Origin of the sequence: Synechococcus sp. BO 8801 (genome assembly GCF_002252675.1) — a bacterium.
In the GTDB taxonomy this organism is placed as follows: domain Bacteria; phylum Cyanobacteriota; class Cyanobacteriia; order PCC-6307; family Cyanobiaceae; genus Cyanobium.
In genome coordinates, this window is sequence record NZ_NQKY01000005.1 from 112,950 (window position 1) to 127,488 (window position 14,539).

The 14,539-nt window shown below is 70.9% G+C and carries 12 protein-coding genes and 1 tRNA gene; 2 read left to right on the forward strand and 11 right to left on the reverse strand.

All coding sequences use genetic code 11. The features are described from left to right. Positions 1-49 precede the first annotated feature (49 nt). Together speD and recF are read right to left on the reverse strand one after the other, a co-directional pair. Positions 50-544 (reverse strand): adenosylmethionine decarboxylase, encoded by a 495-nt coding sequence (speD, locus tag CJZ86_RS05825; protein ID WP_094585013.1) that lies wholly within the window; start codon positions 542-544, stop codon positions 50-52. Between the two features lie 88 nt (positions 545-632). Further along, positions 633-1,724, reverse strand: a complete 1,092-nt coding sequence (gene recF, locus CJZ86_RS05830) for a DNA replication/repair protein RecF (RefSeq protein ID WP_198960088.1) — start codon at positions 1,722-1,724, stop codon at positions 633-635. A 91-nt stretch (positions 1,725-1,815) separates the two neighbouring features. On the opposite strand from recF, the gene CJZ86_RS05835 reads away from it, so the two are divergent. Then, a tRNA-Arg gene (locus tag CJZ86_RS05835) sits at positions 1,816-1,889 on the forward strand. On the opposite strand, the gene CJZ86_RS05840 is transcribed toward CJZ86_RS05835, so the two are convergent. The 8 genes from CJZ86_RS05840 to CJZ86_RS05875 form a co-directional block, all read right to left on the reverse strand. Beyond that, on the reverse strand, positions 1,890-2,369 hold the full coding sequence (locus CJZ86_RS05840; RefSeq protein WP_094585015.1) for a GNAT family acetyltransferase: 480 nt from the start codon (positions 2,367-2,369) through the stop codon (positions 1,890-1,892). Positions 2,370-2,385: 16 nt separating this feature from the next. Further along, positions 2,386-5,388 (reverse strand): phosphoenolpyruvate carboxylase, encoded by a 3,003-nt coding sequence (ppc, locus tag CJZ86_RS05845; protein WP_094585079.1) that lies wholly within the window; start codon positions 5,386-5,388, stop codon positions 2,386-2,388. 26 nt (positions 5,389-5,414) lie between these two features. Beyond that, positions 5,415-6,578, reverse strand: a complete 1,164-nt coding sequence (gshA, locus tag CJZ86_RS05850; RefSeq protein WP_094585016.1) for a glutamate--cysteine ligase — start codon at positions 6,576-6,578, stop codon at positions 5,415-5,417. Further along, positions 6,575-8,140: an anthranilate synthase component I family protein gene (locus tag CJZ86_RS05855; protein ID WP_094585017.1), complete on the reverse strand. Its 1,566-nt coding sequence runs from the start codon at positions 8,138-8,140 to the stop codon at positions 6,575-6,577. Before CJZ86_RS05855 ends, gshA begins: the two co-directional genes overlap by 4 nt. 68 nt (positions 8,141-8,208) lie before the next feature. After that, positions 8,209-8,640: a photosystem I reaction center subunit II PsaD gene (locus CJZ86_RS05860; protein WP_094585018.1), complete on the reverse strand. Its 432-nt coding sequence runs from the start codon at positions 8,638-8,640 to the stop codon at positions 8,209-8,211. Between the two features lie 103 nt (positions 8,641-8,743). Continuing rightward, positions 8,744-10,147: a sensor histidine kinase gene (locus CJZ86_RS05865; RefSeq protein ID WP_094585019.1), complete on the reverse strand. Its 1,404-nt coding sequence runs from the start codon at positions 10,145-10,147 to the stop codon at positions 8,744-8,746. Then, positions 10,138-11,406: a rod shape-determining protein RodA gene (gene rodA / locus CJZ86_RS05870; protein ID WP_094585020.1), complete on the reverse strand. Its 1,269-nt coding sequence runs from the start codon at positions 11,404-11,406 to the stop codon at positions 10,138-10,140. The genes CJZ86_RS05865 and rodA overlap by 10 nt, the downstream gene beginning before the upstream one ends. 4 nt (positions 11,407-11,410) lie before the next feature. Next, on the reverse strand, positions 11,411-12,517 hold the full coding sequence (locus tag CJZ86_RS05875; protein ID WP_094585021.1) for an Mrp/NBP35 family ATP-binding protein: 1,107 nt from the start codon (positions 12,515-12,517) through the stop codon (positions 11,411-11,413). A 193-nt stretch (positions 12,518-12,710) separates the two neighbouring features. Between CJZ86_RS05875 and hemF the strand changes: the two genes are divergently transcribed. Further along, entirely contained in the window at positions 12,711-13,736 is a 1,026-nt protein-coding gene (gene hemF / locus CJZ86_RS05880) for an oxygen-dependent coproporphyrinogen oxidase (protein WP_094585022.1), read from the forward strand. On the opposite strand, the gene CJZ86_RS05885 is transcribed toward hemF, so the two are convergent. Next, positions 13,663-14,538 (reverse strand): dehydrogenase, encoded by an 876-nt coding sequence (locus tag CJZ86_RS05885; RefSeq protein WP_094585023.1) that lies wholly within the window; start codon positions 14,536-14,538, stop codon positions 13,663-13,665. The genes hemF and CJZ86_RS05885 overlap by 74 nt on opposite strands. Position 14,539 lies beyond the last annotated feature (1 nt).

The following is a 14,539-nucleotide window of genomic DNA, read 5'->3' on the forward strand; positions in this document are numbered from 1 at the left end:
AAAGCCGCCGGAGAAAGGTCCCCGGCGGCTGGATGTGGTTCACCGGCGCTCAGGCGCTGGCGAGGTGGGGCTCCCTCTGACTGTCGATCAGGGCCTCGGGCGTCTCGCGCCGGAAGCTGGTGAGCTTGTGGCGGCCGGCGCCCAGCTCCTCCCACAGGACCTGGCAGGCCTTCTCCGGCATGGTGTGGTCACCGCAGGTGAACACGTCCACCGCCGCATAGCCCGACTCGGGCCAGGTGTGGATGGAGATGTGGGACTCCGCCAGCAACGCCAGGCCCGTGACGCCCTGGGGTTCGAAGCGGTGGGTGATCAGGTTGAGCAGGGTGGCACCAGCGCGTCTGGCTGCTGTCGTGATGGTGTCCCTGAGGAAAGCTTCGTCGTCGAGCCTTGCGCAATCGCAGTCGTAGAGCTCGAGGATGCAGTGTTTCCCTACCGCGTCGGTGGTGTCGCCAGGGGCGGAGACGGGGCTTGCAATGGCGTGGGTGGGGGAGGCGGCGGGCTTCCATCCCGGGTTGGGATGCAGGCTGGAAAGGGTCTGGTTCATCGAATCCGGTCAAACAGGTCTCACCATACGCGCCGGAGCGCGGAACTGAGGTTCGCCAGGCTGCCTGCGGCAGCAGGGAGTTCGGGCCTCAGGGCACCAGCGCTCCGCTGCGCAGTTCCACCACCTGGCTGCGGGCCCGCCAGCCCGTGCTGAAGGCCTCCAGGTGGGTGGCGCTGACCAGACACTGGTGGCCGTCCCCCACCGCCTCCAGCAGCAGCTGCTGGCGCCCCGGGTCAAGTTCGGCCAGCACGTCGTCGAGGAGCAGCAGCGGCGGCTGACCCACCACCTGGCCCACCAGCTCCAGCTCCCCCAGCTTCAGGGCCAGCACCAGGGTGCGCTGCTGGCCGGCGGAGCCGTAGCGCCGGGCGGCCTGGCCGCCGATCAGCAGGGCCACCTCGTCCCGGTGGGGACCCACCTGGCACTGGCCCAGCCGCTCCTCCTGGGGCCGCTGCTGGCGCAGCTGCTCCTCCAGGGCCTGGCGCCAGGGGCCCTCCTCGTCGCTGGCCTCGGCCAGCACGGTGCCGCTGATGTAGTCGAGCTGGAGCGGTTCGGCGGCCCCGCCGATGCGCTGCTGCCAGGCCGCCGCCAGCGGCTCAAGGCGCCGCAGGGCCCGCTGGCGGCGGCGGTGCAGGCGGGCCCCGACCAGGGCCATCTGGGCATCGAAGGCCTCCAGCAGCTCCGGCTGTTGGCCGGCGCCCAGGCCGCGGCGCAGCAGCTGGCTGCGCTGCCGCAGCAGCCGCCCGTAGCGGCTCAGCAGGGAGCCGTAGACCGGCTCCAGCTGCAGCACCACCCGGTCCAGCCACTGGCGCCGCAGGGCCGGCTCGCCCCGCACCAGGTCCAGGTCGAGGGCGCTGAAGCCGACGCAGCGCAGGGGGCCGATCAGGTCCAGCTGCCGCTCCAGCCGCTTGCCGTTGCGGAACGCCTGGCGTCCGCCGCTGCGCCGCAGCTCCAGCTGCAGGCTGTCGGCTTCATCGGTGAGGGCCCCCAGCCGGCTGAAGGGGTGACCGTGGCCGATCAGATCCCGGTCGACGCTGCAGCGGTGCGAGCGCAGGCTGGTGAGCAGTTCCACCCCCTCCAGCAGATTCGACTTGCCCTGGCCGTTGCTGCCGATGACGAGCAGACGGGGCGCCTCCAGTGTCAGCTGCAGGCCGTCGATGTTGCGGAAGTGCCGGAGGTCCAGGCGGTGCAGCCGGATGGTTCTGGGGCGGTCAGCCGCTAAGGTACCGCCATCGGAGGCCAAGGTTCCCCAGGGGGCCGGAAGCGCCGTGGCAGGGCATGTAGCTCAGTTGGATAGAGCGTCAGATTCCGGTTCTGAATGTCGGGGGTTCGAGTCCCTCCATGCTCGTCAGCCCAGCCCCTCCTCTCGTCCGCTCCGCAGGTCGAGACCCATGGCCCGGATCCCTCCGGGGTCGACCACGAACCCGGCCCGGGTGAGGGCCGTCACCGCTTCGGGCGGGGCGGACAGGGAGATGCTGCAACCGCTCAGTTCCCGCCGCAGGCGGGCCAGGGCGGCCTGAACCAGGGCGCCGATCACCTCATCCCGGCAGGGGTCGCCCGGATCGGCCACCAGGTCCCAGAGGTTGGCATTGAGGGCCTGGTCACTGGTGGCGCGCACGAAGCCCACCAGCTGGCCGCCGGGGTTGAGCACCACCAGATGCCAGGTGCTGCGGGCCAGTACCCGTTCCCATCGGTCCGGGCTGCGGGGGGCATCCCCGCAGGCCACCAGCAGGCGGTTGAGGCAGGCCGGATCGGGGTCGTGCTGCTGCAGCAGGGCGTAGCCCTCCCGCAGGCGGGGAGTCGGGGGCTGGCTGCGGAAAGGGATCAACAGAGAGTCCAGGGAATCAGCCCGTGTTGCGCATGCCGGCGGCGATGCCGTTGATGGTGAGCAGGGCGCCGCGCAGCAGCTCGCTGCGGCTGTAGGTGCGGCCGTCGCCGCCTGCCGGCCCGTCGCCGGGCCCCTCGCTCATCGGCGGCTGCCGTTTCTGCTCCCGCAGCCGGCGCAGCAGCGCCACCTGCAGGTAGCCCAGGGGGATGATCGTGCGGTTGCGCAGGTCGACCGAGAGCTGCAGGGCCGGGTCGCCGTCGAGGAGCCGGCTGTGGTTGCTGATGCGCAGCACCAGGGAGTGGGTGAGGGCGAACTCACTGGCGATCGCCTCGAAGATCTGGGCGAACACCTCCTTGTTCTGGGGACGCCCCAGGGAGGTGACGTAATGGCCCGCCAGCTCCAGGTCGACCTTGGAGAGGGTCATCTCCACCTTGGAGATCAGCATGCGGAAGAACGGCCAGCGCTGGTAGAGCAGCTGCAGCAGCTCCATCTGCTCGCCGTCGGCATCGAGCTCGGCCTGCAGGGCCGTGCCCACCCCGTACCAGCTGGGCAGCAGGAAGCGGCTCTGGGTCCAGCCGAACACCCACGGGATGGCCCGCAGGCTGGAGAGATCCTTGGCGCCGCTCTTGCGCCGGGCCGGCCGGCTGGAGATCTGCAGCTTGCTGATCTCCTCGATCGGTGTGACCTGCTGGAAGAAGGCCACCAGGTCGGGGTTGTCGTGCACCAGGGCCCGGTAGTGGTCGCGGGAGCGGGCCGCGAGCCGCTCCATCAGCACGTTCCAGGTGGGGGTGTCGTCCACCGGGGTGCTGACCATGCTGTTCTGGAGCACGGCGGTGGTGACCGTTTCCAGGTTGTAGAGGGCCAGTTCCGGCAGGGAGTACTTGGAGGCCAGCACTTCCCCCTGCTCGGTGATCTTGATGCGTCCCTTCAGGGTGCCGCTGGGCTGGGCCAGGATCGCCTGGTAGGCGGGGCCGCCGCCCCGGCCCACCGAACCGCCGCGGCCATGGAAGATGCGCAGGGCGACGTCGTGGGCATCGGCCAGCGACTGCAGGGCGATCTGGGCCCGGTGGATCTCCCAGTTGCTGGAGAGGAAGCCGGAATCCTTGTTGCTGTCGGAGTAGCCCAGCATCACCTCCTGGAGGGGCTGCTCGCCGTCGCTGTTGCTGATCAGCAGCTGGCGATAGAAGGGGTCGGCGAACAGCCGCCCCATCACCGCCGGGGCCCCCTGCAGGTCTTCGACCGTCTCGAACAGGGGGATCACCAGCAGGGCTGATTTCTGGGCCATCGGATCCACCAGCCCGGCCTCCTTGGCCAGGAGCACCACCTCCAGCAGATCCGACACCGTGTGACTCATGGAGATCACGTAGGTGCGGCAGATGCGCCGGCCGAACTCCTGCTGCAGCCGCTGCAGCATCCGGAACACGGCGAAGGTCTCGGCGGTGGGGGCGCTCCAGCGGGCCGCCGGCGGCAGCAGGGGCCGGCGGGTCTTGAGTTCGCTCAGCAGCCATTCCACCCGCTGCTCCTCGTCCATCTCCCCGTAGGGCACCGGCAGCAGCAGGTAGCGGCTGAGCTCGTCGATGGCGTCGCTGTGGCGGGTGCTCTCCTGGCGGATGTCGAGGCTGGCCAGGGAGAAGGCGAAGATGTGCACCTGGCTGAGCAGGTCCTGCAGCGCTTCGCAGCTCAGGCCGGTGGCATCGAGGCTCTCCTTGATCAGCTCCAGGTCGGTGCGGAATTCCTCCACCGAGGCGTAATGCAGTTCCTGGGGGGGGGCCGGCTCCATCAGGCTGCTCAGTCCGGCCTCGTAGCCGGAAGAGCCGTCGCAGGGGGATTCCCAGCCCGCCTCGGCCAGCTGCTGGTTGCGCTGCTGGGTGAGCCGCAGGCGCTCGAGGGTGTAGCTCAGCTTGAGCCGGTAGGGCTCGAGCCGGTAGCGGGCGGCGCGCTCCTCGTAGATCTCCGGGAAGCGCAGCCGGTCCATCTCCAGGGATTCCAGCAGGGCGGGGCTCACCTGGCTCCACTGCATCGAGATGCTGAGCTGGTCGCGCAGGACCGACACCGCCTGGATGTAGCGGGCCAGCATCAGCTGCCGCTGGAAGCAGGCCGTGCGCCAGGTGACATCGGGGGTGACCGAGGGGTTGCCGTCCCGGTCGGAGCCCACCCAGGAGCCGAAGGTGCAGAAGGCGTCCTTGGGGGGCTGCACGTCGGGGTAGCTGGCGGCCAGGGCGGCGCGGATGCGCTGGCGCAGCTGGGGCAGGGCGTCGAAGAGCACCTGCTGGAAGTAGTGGAGGGCGTAGTCGACCTCGTCGATCACCGACGGCTTGAACTGGTGCAGCTCATCGGTGCGCCACCACAGCCGGATCTCCTCCTCCAGCTGCTGGCGCAGCCGGTCGTTGTCGTCCGGGTTGCCCTGGCCGTTCACCTGCAGCTTCTGGATCAGGGCCGCCACCCGCCGCTGCTTGTGGCGCACGGTGTGGCGCACGATCTCGGTGGGGTGGGCCGTGAACACCAGCCGGATGTCCAGTTCCCGCAGCAGGCCTTCAAGTTGGCCCGGGGGCACGTTCAGGGCCCGCAGACGCTCGAACAGCTGGCGGAAGGTGGCCGGATCGCTCTGGCTGGCCAGGGGCGGCAGGAAGGGATCGTTGCTGGCGGGGGCGGGGGCCCGCTTGATGCTTTCGAGGTAGCTGTCCTCCTCGATGTGCTGCTCGAGGATGTTGACCAGCTGGAAGTAGAGGGAGAAGGCCCGGGCCGCGGCGATCCCCTCCGCCAGGTCCATGGCCTTGATCAGCGCCACGATGCCGTCGGTGTCGACGGCGGAGCTGGCCTCCGGGTCGAGGCCCGGCGCCACCGGACCACTCAGTTCCTTGAGCCGCAGCAGGCGTTCCACCTGCTCGGGGGGGCATTCGCTGCGCAGCACCGTCTGCCAGAGATCCTCCACCAGTTCCAGCCGCTCGGTGAGCAGTCGGATCACCCCGGGTGAGGCCTCGGCGGGAACGACCGAAGGCTCGGTCAGGTGGAGCCGCATGGGGGCGGTGGGCGCGGGGGTGCTGTTCATGATCCTCCAGGAACCTCGGCTGCTTCTGTCGCCAGCCATGCGTCCAGCGCCTTCTCCCGGGACGCAAGCGCCACGGCCTCGCTGCCGATGATCGCACCGATGCTTTCGCCGCGCCCATGGCGCGCCAGCCATCGCATCGCCTGGTTGCCGCCGGCGAGGAGGTCGTGGAGGGGCGCCAGCCAGCGCGTCAGCCCCAGCTCCGCCGCCAGCGGCGCCATCGCCTCCAGCTCGGTGGCGATCCAGTCGCGGGCCTCCAGCGTTTCCCCGGTGCGCCAGTGCACCAGGCGGGCCTGGAGGCTGGTGCGGGCCGCCGCCCGGTCGTTGGCATCGGCGATCGCCTCCAGTTCAGCGGCCCCGAACCGGCTGGCGGCCAGGGGATCCTGGCCCAAGGGATCCTGCAGCAGCTGCTGCAGGCGCAGTTCGGTGAAGGCGGTGACCGCCAGCAGCAGCAGCGGATCGTCGATCAGGTCGCAGATGCGGATCTCCAGGCGGTTGAGGCCATGGGGCCGGTCGTCGCCATTGGGCCGCACCGACGTCCAGAGGTGACGCACGTTGCGCATCGCCCCGGCGGCCAGCTGCTCCTCCATCCAGTCGATGTAGTGGCCGTGGTCCCGGAACAGGGGCACCAGGGGGGGCGTGATCGGAAACTGCAGCCAGCGCTGGGAGTGGGCCCCTGTGACCTCTCCGTCGAGGAAGGGGGAGCTGGCGCTGAGGGCGAGCAGCAGGGAGGCTTCGCAGCGCAGCAGGCGCAGGCCCGCGAACAGGGCGTCCATGTCCGTCAGGCCCAGGTTGATGTGGACGCTGGCGGTCACCACCCGGGTGCCGTAGGTGGCCTCGATGTAGGCGTGGTAAGGGTTCTCGGGGTCGGAGCGCTCGAAGCTGCGGCTGTCCCCCAGGCTCAGGGTGCTGCCCGGCAGCAGGGTGAGCCCACGGGGCTCCAGCCAGCGGCGCAGGCGACGGCGCGGTTCCAGCAGCAGCTCCAGCTGGGCGGTGTAGGAGGCCTCCGGCGGGGTGACGTACTCGAGGTTGCGGTGGTCCGGCTCGGTCATGAACCCCGCCAGTGCGGCGGCCGCTTCGGCGGAGCAGCCCACCACCGTGCCGTCGGCCCGACCGGTGTACATCTCGACTTCGAAGCCCTTCAGCAGCAGGGGAGCGCTCATGGCGTCGCGTCGGCCCCGTCGGCCACGGCCGGCTCCAGGCAGGCCAGGGCCTTGAGCATGCCGCGCGCCTTGTTGCGGGTTTCCTGGTACTCCGCTTCCGGGCGGGAGTCGGCCACGATCCCGGCACCGGCCTGCACCTGCACCCGCCAGCCGCCCTCGGGGTGGGGCAGCACCACCATGGTGCGGATCGTGATGGCCGTGTTGAGGGCTCCGGCCAGATCCACCGCTCCGTAGACGCCCGAGTAGGGCCCGCGGGCATCCGGCTCGAGGGCATGGATGAGCTGCATGGCGCGGATCTTGGGGGCTCCGCTCACGGTGCCCGCCGGGAAAGACGCCATCAGCAGGTCCCAGATGTCGTGATCCTCGGTCAGCAGCCCCTCCACCTCGCTGACGATGTGCATCACGTGGGAGTACTTCTCGATCACCATCAGTTCGGTGACCTGCACCGTGCCGGCCCGGCAGACCCGGCCCAGGTCGTTGCGGCCCAGGTCGACCAGCATCACGTGCTCCGCCCGCTCCTTCGGATCGGCCAGCAGCTCCTCGGCCAGGGCCGCATCCTGGGCGTCATCGGCGCCACGGGGCCGGGTGCCGGCGATGGGGCGCAGGGAGGCCTTCACCCCTTCAGCGCAGGGCTCCGCCTTCACCATCACCTCGGGACTGGAGCCGATCAGGTGCCAGTCGCCGAAGTTGAAGAACGCCATGTAAGGCGAGGGGTTGACCATCCGCAGGCTGCGGTAGAGATCGAAGGGGTCGTGGGTCACCCGGGCCTCGAACCGCTGGCTCAGCACCAGCTGGAACACGTCGCCGGCGGCGATGTGCTCGGCCGCGGCCGCCACAGCGCCCTCAAACTCCTCCTGGCCCCGGTTGCTGCGGGTGGCCAGCTCGGCACCGCTCGCCTCGTGCCAGGCCAGCGGCTTGACGTGGGCCGGCAACGGGGCGTGCATGCGGGCCTCAAGGGCCTCGATGCGGGCCGCCGCCCGGTCGTAGGCCTCACCGGGATCGGCCCCTGCGGAGAGGTCCACGTAGGCCACCGCCGTGATCTGGCGCTTCACCTGGTCAAACACCAGCAGGCTGTCGGCCAGCATCCAGCAGCCGTCCGGCGGGGCCCCGTCCGGGGCGTCGTGGACCGGCACGCTGGGCTCGATCCAGCGGATCAGCTCGTAGCCCCAGAAGCCGAACAGCTGGGCCACCGCCGGCAGGCCCTCCACCGGGCCGGGGCGCAGGGGGGCCAGAGCCTCCCGCAGCAGGCTGAAGGGGCTGCCCTGGAGCTGTTCGCTGCGGCCATCGCGCCAGCGCCTCTCGCCCCGGTCACCGCGGCAGGTGAGGGTCCAGAGCGGGTCGGTGACGACGAAGCTCCAGCGGCCCAGCTGCTCGCCCCCCTCCACCGATTCCAGCAGCACCCCATGGCTGCCGCCCGCCCCCACCTTCAGCCAGGTGGTCAGGGGGGTCTCCAGGTCGGCGGGCCAGCGCTTCCAGAGGGGCAGGAGATTGACGGCCAAGTCAGCGCCTGCCTCCCCACCGGCGATCCGGGCGAGGAAGGCGCTGCGATCAGAACCGGGCATCACGGCGACAGGCAGGCAAAAAAAACGGGGCTCTCGGCCCCGCCGTTATAGGTGCTGGCCGGCCAGGCTCAGGCCTCGTGGGTGGCCTTGCCGCTGAACTTGAGGCTGGCGGGGTTGGGGTTGGCGCCGATGCTGCGGGGGGTGTGGCCCACCATGGCGCGGCCTTCGTTGACCTTCTCGGGGAAGACGCCGTCCTTGGGGTGCAGGAATTCGGTGTCGCCGCCCGGGTAGATCCGGTAGATCTTGTAGTCCTCGATCCGGGGCTTGAACTTGGTGCGCAGCTGGGTGCCGAGGGCCAGGCACTGCTCCTTGCGGGCGAAGTACATGAGGTTCTCGCCTGCGTTCATTTCAGCGGCGCCACCGGTGGGCAGCTCAAACACCTGGGCCTTGCTGCTGCTCCAGGTGATGGCGTACTTCTCCTCGGTTTCGGCGGAGTTCAGCAAGCCACCAGTGCTGCCGATGTACTTCGGGAGTTGACCGTTGAGGGCCGTTTCAGGCATGGCTTGAAGACCGTTTCAGGAGGAAGCTAGCACCGTGGTTTTGGGCTTCTGAGTACCCCCGGCGGACTCTTCACACCCGTCAACAAACCTGGCTGTCGCCGCCTCAGCCGCCGCGCTCGGCGGCCGGGAAGAACACGGTCAGGTTGCTGCCGCCCCGCTCGGTGAGCCGGCCCCCCAGCCGGTGGAAGAGCCGCTGGGTGGCCTGGCGGCTGAGCTGCAGGCTGCCGGTCTCCGGGTTCCAGCTCAGCACCGGGCCCACCGGCATCGGCACGGCCGCCGCCAGCCCATCGGCCTCACGGCTCTCGGGATCGTCGCTGCTGAGCTGGAGCTTCAGCCGCGAGCCCGCCGGCAGCAGCCGCAGCCGCACTTCACTGCCGCTGGGCAGGCTTCGGCTGAACCGGTCCATCAGGCCGCCGAGCATGGTCTCCAGCCGGCTGGGATCGCTCATCACCGGCGGCAGGTCGGGGGCGATCTCGAGCACCAGCCGCAGGTCGCGGCGCCCCAGCTGGCGTTGCCAGAGCTCCTCCAGCTGGACCAGCAGCCGGCTGAGGTCCGTGCGGGCCAGTTCGCTGTCGCTCAGGGGCTGGCCGCTGCCGGGCTGGCGCTGCAGTTCCGCCGCCAGGAAGATGAGGCCGAAGCGGTCGATCTGTTCGCTGCACTCGCCGTCGATCTGCTCCAGCCGCTGCCGCACCACCGTCGGCAGGTCGGTGCGACGCAGCAGGGAGCGGATCAGGGTGCGGATCGTGGCCAGCGGGGTGCGCACCTCGTGGGTGAGGGCTTCGAGCAGGGCCAGTTCGCTGCTGACGGCGTCGCCGCCCTCGCTGCGTTTCTCGCCGTGCACGAGCGGCTGCAGGGTGACACTGGGGGCCATGGCGGCCAGGCGCTGGGCCAGCAGGGGCCAGAAGCGGGTGCCCAGATCGGGATCGTTGCCGAGCGGGCCCAGCAGCTGCAGGCGGCGGCGCAGCCCTAGGCCCGCGGCCGGATCGTCCTGGGCCAGGCGGCGATCGAGCAGTTCCAGGGCGGCCGAGAGGACCGGGGCGTCGAAGCGCACCACCAGCCGGCGCTCCTGCGGGGGGCCATCGAGGGCCAGGGCCACCTGCAGCACCGGGGTGATCAGCACCAGCAGCGGATCGGTGCCGTCGTCCTCCCGCAGGCTGAGGCGCTGGAAGCCCCCCGGCCGGCCCGCCGTTCCCCTGGGAGGCGTGCCGTGGGTGGCCGGCAGGGGCGCCATCCCCGGCAGCAGCGGCAACCCCGGGGGCATCAGGTTGCCCACCTCGGCGGGCGTCCAGACCCAGCCGTCCAGCCACTCCAGCAGGGCAGGTTCGTAGAGGGCCGGCAGGGGGGCCGCCAGCCACACCCCCGGCTGGGGAGGGAAGGCCCCGAGCAGGTCCGCCTGCACCGTGGCCAGGGCGGCCCACCACTGGCGCCGCACGCTGTCCTCATCCCCCCGCCCGGCCGGGACCCCGGCCGCCAGCAGGCGGCGCAGGTCCCCCAGGCTCACCACCATCGCCGCAGGCTGCGGCTGCGCCGGGCCACGGAGGCGCAGAGCCCGAGGCTGATGCAGTTGACGAGCATGGCCGAACGGCCGTAGCTGAGGAAGGGCAGCGGAATGCCGGTGATGGGTCCGAGGCCGATGGTCATGTTGATGTTCACCACCACCTGGAACATCAGCATGGCGCCGATTCCCACCACCACGAGGGATTCGTAGTCGCTGGAAGCCCGCCCTGCGATCTGCAGCAGGCGCCAGATCAGCACCACGAAGCCCACCACCACCAGCATCGAGCCGATGAAGCCGGTTTCCTCCCCCAGGGCGCTGAAGATGAAATCGGTGTGCTGCTCGGGAATGAAGCGCAGCTTGGTGAGGGAGCCGTTCATCAGGCCGGTGCCCCACAGCTGGCCGGAGCCGATCCCGACCTTGCTCTGCAGCAGGTGGTAACCGCCGCCGAGGGGATCCTGGGCCGGATCGAGGAACAGGGTGAGCCGGGCCCGCTGGTGGGGCCGCAGTCCGTGCTCCCACAGCCAGGGGGTCCCCACGGCGAACAGTCCCTGGACAGCCAGCACCAGGGCCACCCCGATCCTTTTCCAGGGCAGGGAGCGCCAGGCCACCCAGCCCATCAGGGGGATCCAGCCCAGCAGCAGCCAGGGCAGGGTGCCGGCCATGATCGCGGTGAACAGGGGCGAGAGCAGCAGCAGCAGCCAGGTGGCGGGCATGCCCGACCAGAACAGCATCACCAGCAGCACCGCACCGAAGACCAGCGACGTGCCCAGATCCGGCTGCACGAACACCAGCAGCCACGGCACGCTGATCATCCCCACAGGTCGGAGCAGATCGATCGGCCGCTCCACCGGGTACTTGGAGAGCACCCCCGCCAGCAGCAGGATCGCCGCCACCTTGGCGAACTCCGAGGGCTGGACGTAGAAGCCGCCGATGTTGATCCAGCTCTGGGCCCCGAGGGCACTGACCCCGATCACCCGCACCGCGATCAGGCTCACCACCATCAGGATGTAGATCGGCCACTGGAACCGGGCGATGCGGTCCAGGGGCACCCGGGCCAGCAGCAGGGCGATGACCAGGCCCACCGCCGCGGTGATCCAGTGCTGGTACCAGTCGGTGGTGGCCTGCTGGCGCTGGGTGCTGGCGATCAGGGCCCCCGCCAGCAGGGTGAGGGCGATGGGGATGCCCCAGAGGAGGGGGTCGAAGCCGGGGCCCCGCCGTTTCGGCCCCTTGGCGGCGAACCCACCGCGCCGGGGGCTGAGGACCGCCATGGCTTCAGGCGAGGGCCGGGCTGAGGGCGCAGCCGGCACTCAGCCGTTCGGCCAGTTCGGTGAAGGCGCGGCCGCTGGCCGAGCCCGGTGCCGACAGCACCACCGGCAGGCCCCGCTCCCCGCCCTCGAGCACGGGCATCTCCATGGGCAGCTGGGCCAGCAGGGGCACGCCCGCCTCGTCGGCCAGCCGCTGGCCGCCGCCGCTGCCGAACAGGGCGTAGCGGCGATCGGGCAGATCGGGGGGGATGAAGGCGGTCATGTTCTCCACCACCCCGAGCACCGGCACGCCCATCTGCAGGAACATCGCCAGGCCGCGGCGGGCATCCTGGAGCGACACCAGCTGGGGGGTGGTGACGATCACCGCGCCGGCCATGGGCACGGCCTGGGCGAGGGTGAGCTGGGCGTCGCCGGTGCCGGGGGGAAGATCCACCACCAGCACGTCCCGTTCGCCCCAGTTCACCTGATAAAGGAACTGGCGGATGATTCCGTTCAACATCGGCCCGCGCCAGACCACCGGCTGGTTCTCCTGGATCAGCAGGCCCATCGACACCATGACGATGCCGCAGGTCTCGATCGGCTCCAGCACCTGGTCGTTGCCGCTGCCCGACACCTGGGGGCTGCGGTCGGCCACGCCCAGCATGGTGGGGGCATTGGGCCCGTAGATGTCGGCATCGAGCAGGCCCACCCGCAGGCCGGAGGCGGCCAGGGCGCAGGCCAGGTTCACCGCCACCGTGCTCTTGCCCACGCCCCCCTTGCCGCTGCTGACGGCGATCACCTGGCGCACGCCGGGGATGCCCTGCCGTTCCGGCAGCTGGGCCCCGCCGGGGCCGTGGCCGGCGGCACCGATCGGGCCCGAGGAGGGGGCGGCGGCGGGCTGGGCCAGTTCGATCTGCACGTCGTTGATGCCCTCCACGGCCAGCAGGGCGCTGCGGGCCTCGGCGGCGATGCGCTCCCGCTGGCTGTTGGCGAAACCGGGCAGGGCGAGGCGGAACACGGCCCGGCTGCCCTGATGCCGCAGGTCGCTGATCCAGCCCAGCTCCAGCAGGCTGCGGCCACTGCCGGCGTCGCGGAGTGGCTGCAGGGCCTCGAGGAGGGTGTCGGCGCTGGCCATTCGGCGGCGTCAGGGTCGGGTTGGACGGCGATCCTAGGGGCGGCCCCCCGGGCCGGTCGGGCCGGCCGCGGGCTCCTGCGGTGGCCCTGCGGCCCCTTCCCGAGCCCGTGACAGACGCTCTCGAACCCTTGTGGGACCCCCCGACGGGCTGAAAAGGTGTGCGGATGTTCCGCGTCCGCCGCGCTGCCGTTCCATGGAGATGCCACCTGCCGATTCCCGCAGCCGCGCCAAGGCCCTGCTGATGGGCCTGCAGGACTCGATCTGTGCGGGTCTCGCCAGCCTCGATGGCGGGGCCGATTTCGAGGAGCAGAGCTGGGAGCGACCCGAGGGCGGCGGCGGCCGCTCCCGGGTGATGAAGGACGGCCGCGTCTTCGAGCAGGGCGGCGTCAACTTCTCCGAGGTGGAGGGCGAGCGCCTGCCCCCCTCGATCCTGTCCCAGCGTCCTGAGGCGGAGGGTCACCGCTGGTTCGCCACCGGCACCTCGATGGTGCTGCACCCCCGCAACCCCTACGTGCCCACGGTGCACCTCAACTACCGCTACTTCGAGGCGGGGCCGGTGTGGTGGTTCGGCGGCGGCGCCGACCTCACCCCCTACTACCCCTTCCTGGAGGACGCCCGCCACTTCCACCGCACCCTCAAGGGGGCCTGCGACAGGGTGGATCCGGCTTACTACAAGGTGTTCAAGCCCTGGTGCGACGAGTACTTCTTCCTCAAGCACCGGGGCGAGACCCGCGGCGTGGGCGGCATTTTCTACGACTATCAGGACCCCGGCGGGGTGCTTTACAAGGGCGGTGACCCCGAGGGGCCGGCGGCGGCGGCCAGCGCGGCCGTCGGGCCACTCCACCAGAACTGGGAGCAGCTGTTCGCCCTGGCCTCGGCCTGCGGCAACGCCTTCCTGCCGAGCTACGTGCCGATCGTGGAGCGCCGCCATGGGCTGGATTGGGGCGAGGTGGAGCGCCAGTTCCAGCTGTACCGCCGCGGCCGCTACGTGGAGTTCAACCTGGTCTTCGACCGGGGCACGATCTTCGGCCTCCAGACCAACGGCCGCACCGAGTCGATCCTGATGTCGCTGCCGCCCCTGGTGCGCTGGGAGTACGGCTACACCGCTGCCGAAGGCAGCCGCGAGGCCCTGCTGACCGAACTGTTCACTCGTCCGCAGAACTGGCTTGAAGACCCTTCCCTGGAGGAGCGCTGCCGACCCCACCAGGCGGTGGGCTGAGGGGCATGGCGGTGGCCGGGCTGCGGCCCAGGCCCACCTCGAGGGCGGTCACGATCCGCTCGGCGATGGCCATCACCGTGGCGGAACGGGTGGCGGGGTTGCGCAGCGAGCGCTCCAGCTGGCCCTCCAGCTTGCCCACCTCCAGCAGGGCGATGCCGCGCCTCGGTCCCCCGAGGCCGCCGCGGAAGGCCATGGGGAAACCGCCGAAGGCCACGGCCAGGCTTTCGTCGAGCGAGCCGAAGGGGCGATGCAACGGCGGGATCAGCCCCGACCCGATGCCGTCGGGGCCCCAGGCATCGAAGTGGATCTCCAGGGCATAGCCGCCGCTGGCGGCGTGCTGGCGGCCCACGCTCCAGTTGGTGCTGGGGTGGTTGCCGTCCGGGATCGTGCGGAAAGGCGGGCGGTAGGAGCTGATGCGCAGCCCCCGCTGCTGGCCCAGGGTCACCACGGCCTCCGCGACGACCATGTTCCAGTAGAGCTCGTCACTGATGCCTGGGTACATCGGCGGCGCCCCGGCGGCCACCGCGGCGCCGCTGGTGCCGGCGCCGTTCATCCCCTGGGAATCGGCATGGCCGGCCAGCACCAGGATCGGGGTGTCCGGATCGACGGGGCGGGTGCCGATCCAGTCCCGGCCCAGGCGGCTGCGGGGACCGGTGATCGGATCGAGGCTGGCCAGCGCCGGTGCCTGGATCGGGCTGGCCGGCACGGCCGCTTCGGCGCCATGGGCCAGCGGTGTGAGGGGGCCGAGGCTGCCGATCAGCAGGGCAGGCCCCAGCAGCCAGGTCGGACGACGGGAACCCATG